Source organism: Cellulosimicrobium sp. NPDC030954 (assembly GCF_055571305.1).
On the sequence record NZ_JBVIFN010000004.1, the window covers coordinates 134,057 to 152,761 of the forward strand.

Consider the following 18,705-nt stretch of genomic DNA (forward strand, 5'->3'; position numbering starts at 1 on the left):
GCTGTGCGGCATGGCTGATCTGCGTCTGTTCACGTCCGAGTCCGTCACCGAGGGGCACCCGGACAAGGTCTGCGACCAGATCTCCGACTCCATCCTCGACGCGCTCCTGGCGCAGGACCCGACGTCCCGCGTGGCGGTCGAGACGATGGTCACCACGGGCCTCGTGCACGTCGCGGGCGAGGTGACCACGGACGCGTACGTCGAGATCCCGCAGATCGTGCGCGACGTCGTGCGCCGCATCGGGTACACGTCGTCCGCGATCGGCTTCGACGCGGACTCGTGCGGCATCTCGGTCTCGATCGGGCAGCAGTCCCCTGACATTGCGCAGGGCGTCGACAAGAGCCTCGAGGAGCGCGACGACCAGCGCGACCACGACCCGCTCGACGCGCAGGGCGCGGGCGACCAGGGCCTGATGTTCGGGTACGCGAGCGACGACACGCCGAGCCTCATGCCGCTGCCGGTCTGGCTCGCGCACCGCCTCGCGGAGCGTCTCGCGCTCGTGCGCCGCGACGGGACGGTGCCGGGCCTGCGCCCGGACGGCAAGACGCAGGTCACCATCGGGTACGACGGCGACCGTGCGGTCACGCTCGACACCGTCGTCCTGTCCACGCAGCACGACCCGGACGTGCGCCAGGACGCGCTGCACCGGCTCGTCGCGGACGACGTGGTCGCGCCGGTCCTCGAGGCCGCGGGCGTCGACCTCGACACGCGCGCGACCCGGCTGTTCGTCAACCCCACCGGGACCTTCGTCGTCGGCGGCCCGCAGGGCGACGCCGGCCTGACGGGACGCAAGATCATCGTGGACACCTACGGCGGCATGGCCCGCCACGGGGGCGGCGCGTTCTCCGGCAAGGACCCGTCGAAGGTGGACCGCTCCGCCGCGTACGCGACGCGCTGGGTCGCGAAGAACGTGGTGGCGGCGGGACTCGCGCGCCGCTGCGAGGTGCAGGTCGCGTACGCGATCGGCAAGGCGCACCCCGTGGGCCTGTACGTCGAGACGTTCGGCACCGAGAAGGTGCCGGTCGAGCGCATCACGGCCGCGATCCGCGAGGTGTTCGACCTGCGTCCCGCGGCGATCATCCGCGACCTGGACCTGCTGCGCCCCATCTACGCCGCGACGGCCGCCTACGGACACTTCGGGCGCGAGCTGGAGCAGTTCACGTGGGAGCGCACGGAGCGCGTCGCGGACCTGCAGTCCCAGGTGTGACGCGCCCGGCCGGGCCCCGCGCGGCCGAGAACGCCGGGACGCCCGTCGACCGGCCTGCCGTGTCCGTGACCGCCCGGGCGACCGCTCCGGTGGCGGCTCGGGCGACCGCCGGGGTCGTGACGGCGGCGCGTGGTTCGATGACGTCGTGAGCGAGCCCGAGGACACGTCGCAGGCGGTGCAGGACACCCTGCCGGGCGTCACAACGCCCGCGGCACGGCGCCCCGCCGTCCCGGCGTCCCTGCAGGTCGCCGACCGCCTGCCCGTCGCGCGCCTGGCGCTCGACCTGGCGCCCCCGCACCTGGACCGCGCGTTCGACTACCTCGTGCCCGCCACGATGTCCGACGACGCGCGGCCCGGCGTGCGGGTCAAGGTGCGGTTCGCCGGCCGTGACGTCGACGGGTACGTCCTGGAGCGGACCGAGCGCTCCGACCACGACGGCCGCCTGCTGCCGCTGCGCCGCGTCGTCTCGCCCGAGCCGGTGCTCTCGCCCGCCGTAGCGCGGCTCGCGCGCTCCGTCGCCGACCACTACGCGGGCACCCTCTCGGACGTGCTCCGCCTCGCCGTCCCGCCGCGGCACGCGCGCGCCGAGCAGGCGCTCGCGGCCTCCGTCGCCGCGGCGCCCGTCGGCGACGGCGCGGGAGGCGTGGCGCCGGACGACGGTGTGCCCGCTGCCCCGCCCGGTACGGACGGTGCGGGGGGCTCCCCGGGGGCGCCCGGCGGTTCGGTATGGACGCCGTACCGCGCCGGTGCGGCGTTCCTCGCGCACGTCGCAGGCGGGGGCGCCCCGCGGGCCGTGTGGACCGCGCTGCCCGGGCTCGCGCCCCCCGCCTCTCCTGCGCCGGGGTCGGAGTCCGCGTCAGGTGCGGACGAGCGAGGACGGGGCGTGGGCCGGGCGCGCCGCGGGGCGGACCCCCTGCCCGTGACGCACTGGGCCGCCGCGGTCGCGGAGGCGGTGCGCGCCGCGCGGTCGGGTGGCCGGGGGGCGCTCGTCGTCGTGCCGGACGCGCGCGACGTGGACCAGGTGTGCGCCGCCCTGGACGCCGCGGGCCTGCCCGCGTGGGACGCGGCCACGGGCGGGGATGTGGTGCGCCTCACCGCGGACGAGGGGCCCGCCCCCCGGTACCGCGGGTTCCTCGCGGTGCTGCACGGGCGGGCGCGCGTCGTCGTGGGGACCCGGGCGGCGGCGTTCGCCCCGGTGGCGGACCTCGGCCTCGTGGTGTGCTGGAACGACGGCGAGGACACGCTCGCCGAGCCGCGCGCCCCCTACCCGCACGCGCGCGAGGTCCTCGCGCTGCGCAGCGACCAGGAGGGGGCCGCGTTCCTCCTCGGGTCGCACGGCCGTACGGTCGCGGCGCAGGCGCTCGTGACCCGGGGCTGGGCGCACGACCTCGCCGCGCCGCGCGACGTCGTGCGGGCGCGGGCGCCCCGGGTCCGCGCCCTGACCTCCGTGGAGCTCGCGGCCGAGGGCCCGGGCGCCGCGGCCCGGATCCCGACCGCCGCGTGGCGGGCGGCGCGGTCCGCGCTGGAGCAGGGCCCGGTGCTGGTGCAGGTGCCCCGCTCCGGGTACGTGCCCGTCGTCGCGTGCGGGCGCTGCCGCACGCCCGCCCGCTGCACGGTGTGCCACGGCCCGCTCGCGCTGTCCGGTCCGCAGGCGACGCCGCAGTGCGCGTGGTGCGGGGCGCTCGCGGGCGGCTGGTCGTGCGCGGAGTGCCACTGGACGGGCCTGCGGTCGGTGCGCGTGGGATCGCAGCGCACGGCGGAGGAGCTGGGTCGCGCGTTCGCGGGCGTGCCCGTGCAGGTCTCTGGCGCGGCCGCCGCGGGCGGGGTGCTGGCTGCGGTGTCGTCGCGCCCGGCGCTCGTGGTCGCGACGCCGGGCGCGGAGCCGGTCGCCGAGGGCGGGTACGCGGCCGCCCTGCTGCTGGACGCCGCCGTGAGCACGGCGCACGTGGGGCTGGACGTCGCGCAGGACGCGCTCGCGCGCTGGCTCGCCGCGGCGGCGCTCGTGCGTCCGGCGACGGCGGGCGGGCAGGTGCTCCTCGTCGGGGACGCGGCGCCGGCGCCGACGAACGCGCTCGTGCGCTGGGACCCGGCGCTCCTCGCGGACCGCGAGCTCGACGAGCGGTCCGAGCTGTCCCTGCCGCCCGCCGTGCGGGTGGCGGCCGTGACGGGGGACCGTCCGGCGGTCGCGGCGCTGCTGGGGCGGGTCGAGCTGGCGCGGCCCGACGCCGTCCTCGGGCCCGTGGAGGTGCCCGCGCCCCCGCCGCGCGGGCGGGGGGGCGGCACGGGGGCGGGCGGCGCAGGAGGCGGGACCGTCGACGGCGCGGGGCCGGGCATGCTGGACGCCCCGCCGGTGCGCGCCGTCGTGCGGGTGCCCGTGCGCGACGGCCGCCGGCTCGCGCGCGAGCTCGCCGCGTCGCTCGCGGTGCGGTCCGCGCGCCGGGAGCCGGGTAGCGTGCGGGTGGAGCTCGACCCGAAGGAGATCCTGTGACGACTCACCCCGCGACCCGCGACACCCCCGAGCGCGCGATCGACGCCGTGCTGTACGACTTCGGCAACGTGCTGGTGGGGTGGGACCCGTACGGCGCCTTCGCCGGGCTGGAGCGGGAGGTGGTCGACGCGTTCTTCGCCGACGTCGACTTCCGGGTCCTCAACCACGAGCGCGACGCCGGGGCCACCTGGGCGGACGCGCGCACCGCCGTCGCGGCGTCCCACCCGCACCACGTGGCGCTCCTGGACCGGTACGTCGCGCAGTTCCCCGCGACGCTCACCGGCCCCGTGGAGGGCTCCGAGGAGCTCGTGCGCGAGCTGCGCGACCTCGGGCTGCGCCTGTTCGGGCTGACGAACTGGTCCGCCGAGCTGTACCCCCACGCCGGGCCCGCCGCCCCGGCCACGACGCTCATGGAGGACGTCCTCGTCTCCGGGCGCGAGGGCCTCGCCAAGCCCGACCCCGCGATCTTCGCGCTCGCGGTCGACCGGTTCGGCCTCGACCCGGCACGCACGCTCTTCACCGACGACAGCGCCGCGAACATCGACGCCGCGGCCCGGCTCGGCCTGCGCACGCACCTCTTCGACGGCACCCCCGGCCTGCGTGCCGCCCTGCGCGACCTCGGCGTGCCGGTCGCGCGGAGCCGCGAGGCGTCGTGACCCGCGGCGGGAGCCAGGCCGCCCCGCGCCGTCTCACCCTGCGTGAGCGGGACGTGCTCGTCCGGATGATCTGCGAGGGGTTCCGCGGCGAGCCCGTACCGCCGGGCCAGGACGCCGAGGACCGCCGCCGCTGGCTCGCGCAGGTCGACGCGACGCAGGTCCTCGGGACGTGCGGTTGTGGCACGTGCCCGACCATCGACCTCGCCGTCACCGGGATACCGGATGCGTCGGCAGCGCCACGCGTCGTCCTGGAAGGGGAGGTCGACCGCGCGCTCGTGCTGCTCTTCGTGGACGCCGACCGCCTGAGCTACCTGAAGCTCGCGCCGCTCGACGACACGGATTTCCTCGAGCTTCCGCCCGCGGGCGAGCTGCGGTTCTGACGGTCACAGTCGGGGCGGCGGGCCGAGCCAGCACCTGGGTCGGGGGTCGGTGGTCGGACCGGGCCACCTAGAATCGGGCCCATGCGCCTGCTGTTCGCCGGGACCCCGGATACCGCGGTCCCGTCCCTCGACGCCCTCCTCGACTCCCGACACGACGTCGTCGCCGTCCTCACGCGCGCCGACGCGCCGTCGGGCCGGGGGCGGCGTCTGACCCCGAGCCCCGTCCGCGTGCGCGCCGAGGAGGCCGGGATCCCCGTGATCACCGACCGTCCCCGCGGCGAGGACTTCCTCGCGCGCCTCGCGGAGCTCGACGTCGACGCCGCACCCGTCGTCGCGTACGGGGAGATCCTGCGCCCCGACGTGCTCGCCGTGCCGCGCCACGGGTGGGTGAACCTGCACTTCTCCGTCCTGCCGGCCTGGCGCGGTGCCGCGCCCGTGCAGCGCGCGATCATCGCCGGCGACGAGGTCACCGGTGCCACGACGTTCCTCATCGAGGAGGGCCTGGACTCCGGCCCCACGCTCGGCACGACGACCGAGACCATCCGCCCCCGCGACACCGCCGGGGACCTCCTCGGCCGCCTCGCCGTGTCCGGCGCGGGCCTGCTCGTCGCGACGCTCGACGCGCTCGAGGACGGGACGCTGCGCCCGCAGCCCCAGCCCGCCGACGGCGTCACCCACGCCGCGAAGCTCACGCCCGCCGACGCGGAGGTGCGCTGGGACCACCCGGCGCTCGCGGTCGACCGTCTCGTGCGCGGCTGCACCCCGGCGCCGGGCTCCTGGACCACGGTCCCCGGTCCGGACGGCGCGCCCGTCCGCCTCGGGCTCGGCCCGGTGACGCCGCGCCCCGACGTCACGGACCTCGCCCCCGGGCAGGTGCGCGCCGGGAAGAAGGAGGTGCTCGTCGGCACCGCGACGCACGCCGTCCGGCTCGGGGACGTCGCGCCCGTGGGCAAGAAGCACATGCCGGCCGCCGACTGGGCGCGCGGGGCCCGCCTCCCCGAGGACCTCGTGCTCGGCACGGAGGTCTCCCGATGAGCGGCGGCACGCCCGCGGACCGCGACCGCGACGCCGCGGACCGCCGGCCGTCGACCAGGGGATCGAACGCACGTTCGAGCGACCGGGCGGGCGGATCCGCCCGGGACGACCGCGAGTCGAACGCGCGTTCGAACGCGCGCGGAGAGACGGGGCGCGATGGCTCGAACGCCCGTTCGAACAGGTCGGACGGTGACCAGGACCGCCGTGCCGACGAGCGCCGCGACGCCCGAGGCCGCCAGCGCGGCGCCGCCCGCTCCCGCGGCGAGACGTCCCGCAGCTCGAACGCGCCGTCCCAGCGGCGCAAGGGCACCGACCTCGCCCGCGCCGTCGCCTACGACGTCCTGCGCCAGGTCGACGGCTCCGACGCCTACGCCAACCTCGTCCTGCCCCCGCTGCTGCGCGAGCGCGGCATCCGCGGCCGCGACGCCGGATTCGCCACCGAGCTCGCCTACGGCACCCTGCGCCTGCGCGGTCGCTACGACGCCGTCCTCGCGCTGTGCCTCGACCGGCCCCTCGACCGCCTCGACCCGCCCGTGCTCGACGTCCTGCGCCTCGGCGCCCACCAGCTCCTCGGCATGCGCGTGCCCCAGCACGCCGCCGTGTCCGAGACCGTCGGCCTCGCCCGGGAGCGCACCGGCGCCGGCAGCGCCCAGCTCGTCAACGCCGTCCTGCGCCGCGTCGCGCGCACCCCCCTCGACGACTGGCTCACCACCATCGCCGACGACGCCCCCGATGACCTCGCGGCGCTCGCGGCCACCCAGAGCCACCCGGTCTGGATCGCCCGCGCCCTGCGCGACGCGCTCGCCGGAAACGGACGCCCCGTCGCCGAGCTCGACGCGCTCCTCGCCGCCGACAACGACGCCCCCCGCGTCACGCTCGTCGCCCGCCCCGGCCTCGCCGCCCCCGACGAGCTGGCCGACGGCGACGACCGCGTCACGCCCTCGCGCTGGGCCCCCACCGCGCTGCGCCTCGAGGGGGGCGACCCCGCCGCGTTCGGCGCCGTGCGCGACGGCCGCGCCGGCGTCCAGGACGAGGGCAGCCAGCTCGTCGCCCTCGCCCTCGCCGCCGCACCGCTGACCGGTCCCGACGCGCGCTGGCTCGACCTGTGCGCCGGCCCCGGGGGCAAGGCAGCGCTCCTCGCGGCGCTCGCGGCCGAGCGAGGAGCCCGGCTCGTCGCCAACGAGGTCCAGCCGCACCGCGCACGCCTCGTGGAGAAGGCCCTCGCTGCCGTCCCGGCCGACGCCGTGGAGGCCGTCCGCACGGGCGACGGCCGCGCCGTCGGGCAGGACGAGCCGGGCGCCTACGACCGCGTGCTCCTCGACGCTCCCTGCACCGGCCTCGGTGCGCTGCGCCGTCGTCCCGAGTCCCGCTGGCGGCGCACCCCCGCCGACCTCGCGACCCTCACCGGGCTCCAGCGCGAGCTCCTCGACTCCGCCCTGGACGCCGTCCGGCCCGGGGGAGTGGTCGGCTACGTCACGTGCTCGCCCCACCTCGCCGAGACCCAGGTCGTCGTCGCCGACGTGCTGCGCCGCCGCGACGACGCCGAGCTGCTCGATGCCCCGGCGGCCGTGCGCGACGTCGTGCGCCCCGAGGCGCGCGACGCGATCGAGCTCGGCGACCGCTTGGACGTCCAGCTCTGGCCGCACGTCCACGGCACCGACGCGATGCACCTCACGCTCCTCCGTCGCATCTGACCAGGCCACAGTGCCTTTGTCAGGATATTCGGCGGAAGTCCATGTCATGATAGTCGGGCATAGTTCGCTGGCAGGAGGGTAGACGCGATGACAGGACACTGGACGGGCGCCCGGAGCGCACGCGACATCGGCGCGGCCGTCCGCAGGGTACGGCGAGCGCAGGGCATCACCCAGGCGGAGCTCGCCGACGACCTCGGAATCACTCGCCAGTATCTCTCTGAGCTCGAGAACGGCGTCGACAACCTCTACATCACCCGGCTCTTCGAGGTCCTCGACCACCTCGACATCTCCCTCCGCCTCGAGGATCGATCGTGAGACGGGCCGAGGAGCTCGACCTCTGGCTCTACGGGACTCACGCCGGGCGCTTCACGCGACGACGAGACGATCGCGTCGACCTCACATGGACCGACGAGGCCTACGAACGGTGGGGGATCGGCGCGCGAACGCTGTCCCACCTCCTCCCGATGGAACCCGACGAACCGCCACACCCCGCCCGGGCCACCGCATGGCTCGACGGGCTCATGCCCGAGGGCCGCGCCCGCGACCAGATGGCCATGGAAGCTGCCGTCGACCCCGAGGACCACCTCTCGTTCTTCACGGCGTACGCAGGCGACACCATCGGGGCCGTAGAGCTGCGCTCTCCAGGCCAAGCCGGCCATCGATCCGTTCCCGCCGAACGGCTCGACGACGCTGCGGTCGCCAGGCTCCTTCGAGAAGGCGTCGCGCGATTCGGCGGCGTCGGACGAAGCAAGCACCTCACCAGCTCCCTGCCCGGCATGGAACCCAAGATCACCCTCCTCCACGACGAGCACGGCTGGGCCCGCCCCCACGGATCTGCCCCCACCACCCACATCCTCAAGGTCGCCCGGCCCTCCGACTCACCCACCGCCGACCTCGTCAACACCGAAGCCGCCGCCCTCGACCTCGCCCGCCGCGTCGACCTCACCACCGTCGACGCCCACGTCACCGAGTTCGACGGTGAGCGCGCCATCGTCGTCACCCGCTACGACCGCATCCCCGAGCCCCGCGAACCCAGCGGCACCGCCCGCCTCCACCAGGAGGACGCGGCCCAAGCCCTCGGCATCAACACCCGCGACCCCGAACGCAAGTTCCAGCACGGACGCCGCTTCCCCTCCCTCGCCGCCATCGCCCGCACCCTCCGCGACGACGGCACCCGCCCCGACCCCCTCCTCGCCCTCACCACCTTCAACCTCGCCATCGGCAACACCGACGCCCACGCCAAGAACATCTCCGTCCTGCGCCACGCCGACGGCACCGTCCGCCTCGCCCCCGCCTACGACGTCTCCATGCACCTCCACCACGACCACGCCTCCCGCGTCTTCGCCATGGACGTCGCCGGAGAACGCGACATGGACCGCCTCACCGCCGAGGACCTCGTCACCGAAGGCACCACCTGGGGACTGCCCCGACGCCGCGCCCAGCGCGCCGTCACCCAGACCCTCGACGCACTCCTCGCGGCGCTCGCGGACGTCGACCGCGACGCCCACCCCGGCGTGAGCCGCCACGCCTGGCGCACCGTCGAGCAGCGCACCACCGACCTCCGCCGAGGCATCCTCGCCTGATCCCGGCTCGCCGAGGTAGAGGCGTGGTCGTGCGAGGTAGAGGCGTGGTCGTGCGAGGTAGAGGCGTGGTACTTGTGCTCGACGGCGTGTGGTCGCCCCTGGGTGGTCGGGGTGGGTGGTGGTGCCGCGTCCACCGTCCGCCGCTCGTTCCTCGGGGGGTGGGTCAGAGGGAGCGCTGGAGGAGGATCGTGTCGACCCAGCGGCCGTGCTTGAAGCCGACGGCGGTGAGGCGGCCGGTCTCGACGAAGCCGAAGCGCCGGTGGAGGGGGAGCGAGCCTGCCGCCTCAGGGACGTCGGCGACGACCGAGACGACCTGCCGGACGCCTGCGGAGGCGCACGCGTCGAGCAGCGCGCCGAGCAGGGCGGTGCCGATCCCGTGCCCGGCGTGGTCGGGGTCGAGGTAGATCGTGTCCTCGGCGGTGTGCCGGTACGCGGGCTTCGGGCGCCACGCGGACGCGTAGGCGTAGCCGGCGACCACCGGGTCGTTTGTGCCGTCGGCCCGGGGCCGCCCGGAGACCTCCGCGACGAGGAACGGCAGGCCGCGGGCGGTGACGTCGTCGAGCTTGCGCTCCCACGCGGGGACGTCCCAGACCTCCTCCTCGAACGTCACGCACGTGTCGCGGACGAAGGGCGCGGCGATCGCGGCGACGCGGCCGAGGTCGGCCCGCGTGGCGGCGCGCACCCGGACGTCCGCGGGGACCCGTGCCGGCCCTGTCGGCGCAGGTGGGCGTCGGGTCCCGGGGGAGGGGAGGCTGCTCACGGGACGAGCCTACGGGCGTCGGGGGCGGACGGAGGCACCCTAGGCTGGAGCCATGGCAGCCCTCATCGCACCGAGCATCCTGTCCGCCGACTTCGCGAACCTCGAGCGTGACCTGAACGCCATCTCGACGGCGGACTACGCGCACGTCGACGTCATGGACAACCACTTCGTGCCGAACCTCACGCTCGGGCTGCCGGTGTTCGAGCGCCTGGCGCAGGTGTCGCCGGTCCCGATCGACGCGCACCTCATGATCGAGGACCCGGACCGCTGGGCGCCGGCGTACGCGGAGGCCGGGGCCGCGTCCGTCACGTTCCACGCCGAGGCCGCTGCCGCCCCTGTGCGGCTCGCACGCGAGCTCCGGCGCCTCGGGTCCCGTGCAGGCCTCGCGCTGCGCCCTGCGACGCCCGTGGAGCCCTTCCTGGACCTCCTGGCGGAGGTCGACATGATCCTCGTCATGACGGTCGAGCCGGGCTTCGGCGGGCAGTCGTTCATCGACGGGACGCTCCCGAAGATCCGGCGGGCCCGCGAGGCCGTGAGCGAGTCGGGGCTGGACGTGTGGATCCAGGTCGACGGGGGAGTGTCGCGCTCGACCATCGAGCGGGCGGCCGACGCGGGGGCGAACGTCTTCGTCGCCGGGTCGGCCGTGTACGGGGCGGAGAGCGTGCCGGGAGAGATCCAGGCGCTGCGCGAGCTGGCGGAGGCGTCGGCGCACGCCCACTGACGAACGGAGGGGGAGCCCGCACGAGCCCGGGCTCCCCCTTCTCGTTCGGATAGAAATAGTGTGCCAAGCAGCCATCACCACCCCACCCCACCGAGATCCCTCACCACCAAGCACGGAGGGGAGGGGGTTGCCGGGTTCACGTCCGCTCGGCAGGCGGACGGGCCGGCCCCGGGGAATGCGCGAGTAGCATGCTCGGTTGGAAGCAGCAGTACGCACGAACGTGCTCCGGGGTCGGTGCAATTCCGAGCCGGCGGTGACAGTCCGCGACCCGCGCCCACGCGCGGTTGACCTGGTGGAACTCCAGGACCGACGGTGACAGTCCGGATGGGAGGAAGCACGTGCGGCGCGGCCACGCCCAAAGCGTGGTGCTCCGGCGACCCGTCGGAGCACCCGTCCGTGACGGCGACGGCCTCGCCGTGGTGAGCGACGCCGTCGGGCCGGTCCAGGCCTGACCCCGCCGCCCCCCTCACCCCGGAGCACGCGTGCCGGGAGGAGGACGATGGGCGAGCACCCCAGGACCCTGACGATCGACGCCGCGATGACGCGCGCGCTCGAGCTCGCGGGACACGGACCCGCGCACGGACCCAACCCCCGGGTCGGCTGCGTCCTGCTGGGGCCCGCCCCGCACGGCCGTGCCCTGCCCGACGGCGCCGCGCCCGGCTCGCTGGACCCGCACCCACGGCCTGTCCTCGCCGAGGGTTACCACCAGGGTGCGGGGACGCCGCACGCCGAGGCCGCCGCCCTCGCGGACGCGCGGGCGCGCGGCGTCGACGTCACCGGCGCGACCGCCGTCGTGACGCTCGAGCCGTGCGCCCACACCGGCCGCACGGGGCCGTGCGCGGACGCGCTCGTCGCTGCGGGAGTCGCGGAGGTCGTGCACGCCGTCGACGACCCGAACCCCGTGGCGACGGGTGGTGCGCACCGCCTGCGCGCGGCCGGGGTGCGCGTCGTGCGCGGCCTGCGCTCCGCCGAGGGCGAGGAGCTTCTCCGGGTGTGGCTGACGTCCGTGCGGCGCGGGGCCCCGTACGTGACGCTCAAGACGGCGACGACGCTCGACGGGTACGTCGCGGCCGAGGACGGCACGAGCCGCTGGATCACCGGGCCGGCCGCCCGCGAGCACGCGCACCGCGTGCGCGCCGAGGTCGACGCGATCCTCGTCGGCACGGGCACGCTCCTCACGGACGACCCGGCGCTCACCGCACGGGTGCGCACGCACGCCGCGAGCGCCGAGAGCCTCGCGGCGCACCAGCCCCTGCGGGTCGTCGTCGGGCTGCGGGGGATCCCGCCGACGGCGCGCGTGCGCGGGGAGGGCGGCGAGCTGCTGCACCTGCTGACGCGCGACGTCGGGCAGGTGCTGGAACGGCTCGGGGAGCGCGAGGTGCGGCACGTCCTCGTGGAGGGCGGTCCGACGCTCGCGACGGCGTTCCTCGTGGCGGGCGTGGTGGACGAGCTGCACGCGTACGTGGCCCCGGTGCTGCTGGGGAGCGGTCGGCGGGCCGTGGACGGGCTGGGCGTGGCGACGATCGCCGACGCGCACCGGTTCCGCACGGTCGAGGTGAGGCGGGTCGGGGACGACGCGCTGGTGGTGTCCAGGAAGAGCACGGAAGGACGGGACGGCTGATGTTCACGGGGATCGTGGAGGAGATCGGGAAGGTCCGGGACGTCGGGTTCCCGGGCGGCGAGGGGGCGGACGCGGTGCTCACGGTCGAGGGGCCGCTCGCCACGTCGGACGCGGCGCTGGGGGACTCGATCGCGGTCAACGGGGTGTGCCTGACGGTGACGAGCCTGGGGGGTGACGGATCGTTCACCGCGGACGTGATGCCGGAGTCGCTGCGCCGGACCGCGCTGGGCGACCTCGTCGCGGGTTCCCCGGTGAACCTGGAGCGTGCGGTGCGGGCGGACGCGCGGCTGGGGGGTCACGTGGTGCAGGGGCACGTGGACGGCGTCGGGACGCTCGTGAGCCGCGACCCGGGGGAGCGCTGGGACGACCTGGTGTTCTCGGCGCCCGCGGGCTTGACGCGGTACGTGGCGGAGAAGGGGTCGATCGCGGTGAGCGGGGTGTCGCTCACGGTGACGCACGTGGACGACGAGTCTTTCGGCGTCTCCCTCATCCCGACGACGCTCGAGGCGACGATCCTCGGCGGGCTCGTCCCGGGCGACCGGGTGAACCTCGAGGTCGACGTGCTCGCGAAGTACGTCGAGCGCCTGCTCGTGTCGGGCTCCGGTACCGGCGCCGTCGGCGGGAACGCGTCGTGACGGGCGCGGGGTCCGCGAGCGCCGCGGTGTCGGACGGTTCGGGAGGCGTGCGACTGGGGTCGGTGGAGGAGGCGCTGGCGGAGATCCGGGCGGGTCGTCCGGTGCTGGTGGCGGACTCGCCGGACCGGGAGAACGAGGCGGACGTGGTGTTCGCGGCGCGGGGGGTGTCGGCGGAGTGGGTGGCGTGGACGATCCGGCACTCGTCGGGGTACCTGTGCGCGCCGATGCCTGCGGTGCGGGCGGACGCGCTGGAGCTGCCGTTGATGGTGCCGCACAGCCAGGACCCGCGGCGCACGGCGTACACGGTGACGGTGGACGCGGCGACGGGGGTGACGACGGGGATCTCGGCGGAGGACCGGGCGCGGACGTTGCGGGTGCTGGCGGACCCGGCGTCGGGGCCGGTGGACCTGATCCGGCCGGGGCACGTGCTGCCGTTGCGGGCGGTGCCGGGGGGTGTGCTGCATCGTGCGGGGCACACGGAGGCTGCGGTGGACCTGGTGCGCCTGGCGGGGATGGGCGAGGTCGGGGGGATCGCGGAGCTGGTGCACGACGACGGGACGATGATGCGTCTGGGGGACGCGGCGGCCCTGGCGGAGCGGGACGGGCTGGTGCTCATCACGATCGCGGACCTGGTGGCGTGGCGGCGGGTGCACGACCCGGCGCCGGCGGCGGCTCCGGACGTGCCGGACCGGGAGTCGTTGGCCCGGCGGGTGCACCGGACGGCGGAGGCGGACCTGCCGACGGCGCACGGCCGGTTCCGGGTGGTGGGGTACCGGGATCTGCGGACGGGGGCGGAGCACGTCGCCCTGGTGCCGGCGGTGCCTCCGGCCGCGGGTGGTGACGCGGGCGCGGGGTCCGCGAGCGGCGTCGGGCCGGGAGGGGTCCCGGTGGTGCGGGTGCACTCGGAGTGCTTGACGGGGGACGCCTTCGGGTCGTTGCGGTGCGACTGCGGTCCGCAGCTGCAGGCGGCGATGGGGCGGGTCGCGGCGGAGGGCGGTGCGGTGGTGTACCTGCGGGGGCACGAGGGTCGCGGCATCGGGCTCCTGGCGAAGATCGGGGCGTACGAGCTGCAGGACGCGGGGCTGGACACGGTGCAGGCGAACCTGGAGCTGGGGTGGCCGGTGGACCGTCGGGAGTACGGGGCGGCGGCGGCGATCCTGGCGGACCTCGGGTTGTCGCGGGTGCGGCTGCTGACGAACAACCCGGCGAAGGTGACGGGCCTGGTGGCCTCGGGCATCGACGTGGTGGGGACGGAGCGGATCGAGGTGGGTCACGGTGAGCACAACCGGGCGTACCTGGTGACGAAGAAGGTGGCGATGGGTCACCTGCTGGACACGGTGGCGGTCCCGGACGGGGCCGTCCTGGTGGAGCCTGGCGACGAGCCGGGTGCGGAGACGAAGGAGGACGAGGGATGAGCGGGGCAGGTGCGCCGACGGTGAGGGTGGACGGGTCGGGGCTGCGGGTGACGGTGGTCGCGGCGAGCTGGCACACGGAGGTGATGGACGGCTTGCTGGCGGGAGCGCGCCGGGCGTTGGCGGCGGCGAATGTGTCGCACGTGAGCGTGGTGCGGGTGCCGGGATCGTTCGAGCTGCCGGTGGCGGCGGCGCGCGCGGTGGAGCACGGCGCGGACGCGGTGGTGGCGCTGGGGGTGGTGATCCGCGGGGGGACGCCGCACTTCGAGTACGTGTGCCAGGCGGCGACGTCGGGCCTGACGGACGTGAGCGTGCGCACGGGCGTGCCGGTGGGGTTCGGCGTGCTGACGTGCGACGACGAGCAGCAGGCGCTGGACCGGGCGGGCCTGGAGGGTTCGCGCGAGGACAAGGGCGCGGAGGCCGCGGAGGCGGCGGTCGCGACGGTCGTGGCGCTGCGCGACCTGTGACGGGGCGGCCGGGGCGTGCCCGCTGGGCGGACCGCGCCCCGGCCTCGCCCGGGCGGCGGATACCCTGGGGCCCGTGAAGACGTTCGAGTCCCTGTTCGCGGAGCTGTCCGAGAAGGCCACGACGCGACCTGCCGGTTCCGGCACGGTCGCGGAGCTGGACGCCGGCGTGCACGCGATCGGGAAGAAGGTGGTCGAGGAGGCCGCCGAGGTGTGGATGGCCGCCGAGTACGAGGGCGACGTGAAGACGGCGGAGGAGATCTCCCAGCTCCTCTACCACCTGCAGGTCCTCATGCTGGCGAAGGGTCTGAGCCTGCAGGACGTGTACGAGCATCTGTGAGCGGCCGTGCCGGTGAGCGTCCCCGCTCCCGGCCGCGAGCGCCGCTCGCCCCTCGCTGCTCCCTGCTGTTCCCCGCTCCCTGCCCGATCCCCTGAACGAAGGTCCTGTCATGCTGCGTATCGCCGTCCCCAACAAGGGGTCCCTGTCCGAGCCCGCCGTCGAGATGCTGCGCGAGGCGGGGTACCGCCAGCGTCGTGACTCGCGCGAGCTGGTGCTCGCGGACCCGGACAACGACGTCGAGTTCTTCTTCCTGCGGCCGCGCGACATCGCGGTGTACGTGGGGTCGGGCACGGTGGACGTGGGGATCACGGGCCGGGACCTGCTGCTGGACTCGGGCGCGGACGCGGTGGAGCACATGCAGCTCGGGTTCGGCGGGTCGACGTTCCGGTACGCGGCCCCGGCGGGCACGGTGACGTCGCTGGAGCAGGTGCAGGGCCTGCGGGTGGCGACGTCGTACGAGGTCCTGGTCGAGGGTCACCTGCGCTCGCACGGCGTGGAGGCCACGGTCGTGCACCTGGACGGCGCGGTGGAGTCGGCGGTGCAGCTCGGGGTGGCGGACGTCGTCGCGGACGTCGTGTCGACCGGCACGACGCTGCGGGGCGCGGGCCTGGCGGTGTTCGGCGACCCGATCCTCGTGTCGGAGGCGGTCCTCATCCGTCCGCGCGCGGTCGCGGAGGCGGACGTCCCGGCAGGGGTGGAGGTGCTGAGCCGGCGCCTGCAGGGCGTGCTCACGGCCCGCCAGTACGTCCTCATGGACTACGACGTGCCGGTGTCGCTCGTGGAGCGGGCGGTCGCGATCACGCCGGGCCTGGAGTCGCCGACGGTGTCGCCGCTGCACGACCGGGACTGGGCGGCGGTGCGGGCGATGGTGCGCCGCGACCAGACGAACCAGGTCATGGACGCCCTGTACGACGTGGGCGCGCGCGCGATCCTCGTGACCCGGATCCACGCGTCCCGCCTCTGACACCGCTCGCCCCCGGGGCGCGGCGCCGGTGGGCGTCGTGCGGGTGTGAGACGGTGGCGGCATGAGCACCGACCCGTTCCCTGATCCTGGTCTGCCGGGGGAGCGCCACGACGACCCGTACCGTCCGTTCCGGCCCCGGTTCGGCCTGGTGTCGGCGTGGGTGACGGGCGTCGTCGTGGTCGGCGGGTGCGTCGTCGTGGGCCTGTCCGCGACGGGCCCGCTCGGCACGTCCTGGGTGAACCGTCTCTCCCTGGCCGCGTTCGCGCTGTTCGCGGCGTGGCTGCTGTGGCGACTCGGGGGCGTGCACGCCGTCCCGACGCGCGGGGGGCTGCGGGTGCGCAACGTCATCTACACGCGCGAGCTGGTGTGGGCGCAGGTCGTGTCCGTCCGGTTCGGCTCCGGCGACGCGTGGGTGCGCCTGGACCTCGCCGACGGGTCGACGCTCGCCGTCATGGGGATCCAGCGGGCCGACGGCGCACGCGGGGACGCGGAGGCGCGCCGCCTCGCGGCGCTGGTCCAGGCGCACGGCGAGGCCCACGAGGGACCTCACGACTGAGGCGCGGCACGGGCACAGACAGGGACGGCCCCGGATCCAGCGGATCCGGGGCCGTCCGTCTGCTTGGCGTCGCCGGGCGGCGACGCGGGTGCGTCAGTACGCCGTGCGGTGGCGCGGCTTGCGCTCGCCCCGGTCGTCGGCGCGGTCGAAGCGGTCGCGACGCTCGTCGCGACGACCCGACGGGCCGTGACCGCCGCGCGGGCCGCGCGAGGCGGGCGCGCCCTCGTCCACGCGGATGCGCAGCGCCTTCCCGGCGACCCGGGCGCGGGAGATGCGGTCCATGGTCTCCGCGTCGAGCGGCGCGGTGATGTCGACGAGCGAGAACGAGGGGAAGATGTCGATCTTGCCGACGTCCGACCCGGCGAGGCCAGCCTCGTTCGTCAGGGCGCCGACGATGCCGCCGGGCATCACGCCGTCCTTGTGGCCCACGGACAGGCGGTAGCGGGTCCCGACGGCGTCGCGGCGGATGCCGCGCGTGCCGTCGCCCTCGCGGCGACCCGACGCACGGTCGCCGCGCGGGCGCTCGCCCGTGCGCTCGGTGCGGCGCGCCTTCGCCTGCTCGCGCGCCGCGGCACGCTCGGCCTCGAACCGCTCCTGCTCCTCGCGGGCGCGGGGGCCGTCGTCGCCGACCGCGAGCGCCGCCATGGCCGCGGCGAGGTCGACGGGGTCGACGTCGTGCTCGGCGAGGAACGTGCGCACCATGTCGGCGTACATGGACAGCCGGCCGGCCTCCTGGCGGGCCGGGACCTGGCCGAGGAGGGTGCGGACCTTGTGCGCGGACACGTCCGCGGGGGAGGGGATCTCCACCTCCTGCAGCGGGGTGCGGGTCGTCCGCTCGATGGCGCGCAGGCGTCCCCGCTCGTGCGGGGTGACGAAGCTCAGGGCCTCGCCGGTGCGCCCGGCGCGGCCCGTGCGGCCGATGCGGTGCACGTACGCCTCGGGCTCGCCCGGCAGGTCGAAGTTCACGACGAGGCCGATGCGGTCCACGTCGAGGCCGCGCGCGGCGACGTCGGTCGCGACGAGGACGTCGAGCGCGCCGGAGCGCAGGCGCTCGACGATCTTCTCCCGCTCCTTCTGCGCGACGTCGCCCGAGATGGTGGCGGCGGAGATGCCGCGCTCGACGAGCGCGGACCCGACCTCCTCGGCCGCGCCGCGCGTGCGGGTGAACACGATCGCGGCCTCGGCGTCGGACGTCGCGAGGACGCGCACGAGCGAGCCGGTCTTGTGCCGGAACGGGACGACGGCGTACGTCTGGCGCACGCTCGTCACCGTGGAGGACTGGCGGGCGACGGCGATCTCGACCGGGTCGGTGAGGTGCTCGTTCGCGACGCGGCGGATCGGGGCGGGCATCGTCGCGGAGAAGAGGGCGACCTGACGCTCGCGCGGGGCGCGGGAGAAGATCGTGTCGACGTCCTCCGCGAAGCCCATGCGCAGCATCTCGTCGGCCTCGTCGAGCACGAGGAAGCGCACGTCGTCGAGCACGAGGGTGCCGCGCTCGATGTGGTCGATGACGCGCCCGGGCGTGCCGACGACGACCTGCGCGCCGGCCGCGAGCGCCCGCTGCTGCGGCTGGTAGGGGGAGCCGCCGTAGACGGCGACGACGTCGACCTTGGGCAGGTGGGTCGCGAACGACTCGACGGCGTCGGCGACCTGCATCGCGAGCTCGCGCGTCGGGGTCAGGACGACGGCCTGCACGCGGCGCAGGGACGGGTCGATCGCGGCGAGCAGCGGGAGACCGAACGCGGCGGTCTTGCCGGTGCCGGTCTGCGCGACGCCGGTGATGTCGCGGCCCGCGAGGAGCGCCGGGATGGCCTCGGCCTGGATCGCGGACGGGGTGACGAAGCCGAGGTCGGCGACGGCGCGCTCCAGGGGAGCGGGCAGGCCGAGGTCGGCGAAGACGGGACCGGCGGGAGCGGCCGGCTCGGGGCGCGTGTGCTCCGCGCGCTCGGGGGCGTCGGCGGACTGGTCGAGGGCGTGCGAGGGCGCGAGGACGTCAGCAGTCATGAAAGGGTGAGGACCGTTCGTTTCGGGGTGTGGAGTGGCGTGCGGTCACCAGGACGGTTCTCGCAGGTCGCACTCCCGAACACACCAGGCCGGCCACCAGGACGATCAGGGACGATCGAGGGGGGACGGCCGCTCTCACGGACACACGCGGGACGAGCGACGAACTCCAGAGGTGTGCCCATCCT

The 18,705-nt window shown here is 75.6% G+C and carries 18 protein-coding genes and 1 riboswitch; of the genes, 16 read left to right on the forward strand and 2 right to left on the reverse strand.

The genetic code is table 11. The features are described 5' to 3' along the window. Window positions 1-10 precede the first annotated feature (10 nt). The 8 genes from metK (at window position 11) to ACZ402_RS10435 (ending at window position 9,043) form a co-directional block, all read left to right on the forward strand. Complete coding sequence (gene metK / locus ACZ402_RS10400; RefSeq protein WP_375823603.1) at window positions 11-1,207, forward strand: methionine adenosyltransferase; 1,197 nt, start codon at window positions 11-13, stop codon at window positions 1,205-1,207. Window positions 1,208-1,352: 145 nt separating this feature from the next. Further along, window positions 1,353-3,695, forward strand: coding sequence for a primosomal protein N' family DNA-binding protein (locus ACZ402_RS10405; protein WP_375823604.1), 2,343 nt, complete (start codon window positions 1,353-1,355; stop codon window positions 3,693-3,695). Continuing rightward, window positions 3,692-4,351: an HAD family hydrolase gene (locus ACZ402_RS10410; RefSeq protein WP_375823605.1), complete on the forward strand. Its 660-nt coding sequence runs from the start codon at window positions 3,692-3,694 to the stop codon at window positions 4,349-4,351. Before ACZ402_RS10405 ends, ACZ402_RS10410 begins: the two co-directional genes overlap by 4 nt. Continuing rightward, window positions 4,348-4,731, forward strand: coding sequence for a hypothetical protein (locus tag ACZ402_RS10415; RefSeq protein ID WP_375823606.1), 384 nt, complete (start codon window positions 4,348-4,350; stop codon window positions 4,729-4,731). Before ACZ402_RS10410 ends, ACZ402_RS10415 begins: the two co-directional genes overlap by 4 nt. A gap of 81 nt (window positions 4,732-4,812) precedes the next feature. Then, complete coding sequence (fmt, locus tag ACZ402_RS10420; protein WP_375823607.1) at window positions 4,813-5,766, forward strand: methionyl-tRNA formyltransferase; 954 nt, start codon at window positions 4,813-4,815, stop codon at window positions 5,764-5,766. Next, window positions 5,763-7,460 carry an RsmB/NOP family class I SAM-dependent RNA methyltransferase gene (locus ACZ402_RS10425; RefSeq protein WP_375823608.1) on the forward strand — a complete coding sequence of 566 codons (1,698 nt, stop codon included), beginning with the start codon at window positions 5,763-5,765 and terminating at the stop codon, window positions 7,458-7,460. The genes fmt and ACZ402_RS10425 overlap by 4 nt, the downstream gene beginning before the upstream one ends. Window positions 7,461-7,547: 87 nt before the next feature. Next, the gene (locus ACZ402_RS10430) at window positions 7,548-7,775 is read left to right on the forward strand and encodes a helix-turn-helix domain-containing protein (protein ID WP_253049387.1); all 228 of its coding nucleotides are present in this window, start codon (window positions 7,548-7,550) and stop codon (window positions 7,773-7,775) included. Next, complete coding sequence (locus ACZ402_RS10435; protein WP_375823609.1) at window positions 7,772-9,043, forward strand: type II toxin-antitoxin system HipA family toxin; 1,272 nt, start codon at window positions 7,772-7,774, stop codon at window positions 9,041-9,043. Before ACZ402_RS10430 ends, ACZ402_RS10435 begins: the two co-directional genes overlap by 4 nt. A gap of 163 nt (window positions 9,044-9,206) precedes the next feature. On the opposite strand, the gene ACZ402_RS10440 is transcribed toward ACZ402_RS10435, so the two are convergent. Beyond that, on the reverse strand, window positions 9,207-9,803 hold the full coding sequence (locus ACZ402_RS10440; RefSeq protein WP_375823610.1) for a GNAT family N-acetyltransferase: 597 nt from the start codon (window positions 9,801-9,803) through the stop codon (window positions 9,207-9,209). 52 nt (window positions 9,804-9,855) lie between these two features. Between ACZ402_RS10440 and rpe the strand changes: the two genes are divergently transcribed. From rpe to ACZ402_RS10480, 8 genes are all read left to right on the forward strand, one after another. Continuing rightward, complete coding sequence (gene rpe, locus ACZ402_RS10445; RefSeq protein ID WP_087472032.1) at window positions 9,856-10,524, forward strand: ribulose-phosphate 3-epimerase; 669 nt, start codon at window positions 9,856-9,858, stop codon at window positions 10,522-10,524. A gap of 217 nt (window positions 10,525-10,741) precedes the next feature. Continuing rightward, a riboswitch (FMN riboswitch) is annotated at window positions 10,742-10,865 on the forward strand. Between the two features lie 158 nt (window positions 10,866-11,023). Then, window positions 11,024-12,145: a bifunctional diaminohydroxyphosphoribosylaminopyrimidine deaminase/5-amino-6-(5-phosphoribosylamino)uracil reductase RibD gene (ribD, locus tag ACZ402_RS10450; RefSeq protein WP_375823611.1), complete on the forward strand. Its 1,122-nt coding sequence runs from the start codon at window positions 11,024-11,026 to the stop codon at window positions 12,143-12,145. Next, entirely contained in the window at window positions 12,145-12,780 is a 636-nt protein-coding gene (locus ACZ402_RS10455) for a riboflavin synthase (protein ID WP_375823612.1), read from the forward strand. The genes ribD and ACZ402_RS10455 overlap by 1 nt, the downstream gene beginning before the upstream one ends. Window positions 12,781-12,827: 47 nt before the next feature. Next, a complete protein-coding gene (ribB, locus tag ACZ402_RS10460; RefSeq protein ID WP_375823613.1) occupies window positions 12,828-14,195 on the forward strand; it encodes a 3,4-dihydroxy-2-butanone-4-phosphate synthase in 1,368 nt (455 codons plus the stop codon). Then, window positions 14,192-14,659: a 6,7-dimethyl-8-ribityllumazine synthase gene (gene ribH / locus ACZ402_RS10465; protein ID WP_043651624.1), complete on the forward strand. Its 468-nt coding sequence runs from the start codon at window positions 14,192-14,194 to the stop codon at window positions 14,657-14,659. The genes ribB and ribH overlap by 4 nt, the downstream gene beginning before the upstream one ends. 73 nt (window positions 14,660-14,732) lie before the next feature. After that, window positions 14,733-14,996 carry a phosphoribosyl-ATP diphosphatase gene (locus ACZ402_RS10470; RefSeq protein ID WP_024839663.1) on the forward strand — a complete coding sequence of 88 codons (264 nt, stop codon included), beginning with the start codon at window positions 14,733-14,735 and terminating at the stop codon, window positions 14,994-14,996. Between the two features lie 109 nt (window positions 14,997-15,105). Further along, window positions 15,106-15,960 carry an ATP phosphoribosyltransferase gene (hisG, locus tag ACZ402_RS10475; RefSeq protein ID WP_375823614.1) on the forward strand — a complete coding sequence of 285 codons (855 nt, stop codon included), beginning with the start codon at window positions 15,106-15,108 and terminating at the stop codon, window positions 15,958-15,960. Between the two features lie 61 nt (window positions 15,961-16,021). Then, window positions 16,022-16,516 (forward strand): PH domain-containing protein, encoded by a 495-nt coding sequence (locus ACZ402_RS10480; protein WP_375823615.1) that lies wholly within the window; start codon window positions 16,022-16,024, stop codon window positions 16,514-16,516. Window positions 16,517-16,609: 93 nt separating this feature from the next. Here ACZ402_RS10480 and ACZ402_RS10485 read toward each other — a convergent pair whose 3' ends face one another. Next, a complete protein-coding gene (locus ACZ402_RS10485; RefSeq protein WP_375823616.1) occupies window positions 16,610-18,520 on the reverse strand; it encodes a DEAD/DEAH box helicase in 1,911 nt (636 codons plus the stop codon). Window positions 18,521-18,705: the final 185 nt, after the last annotated feature.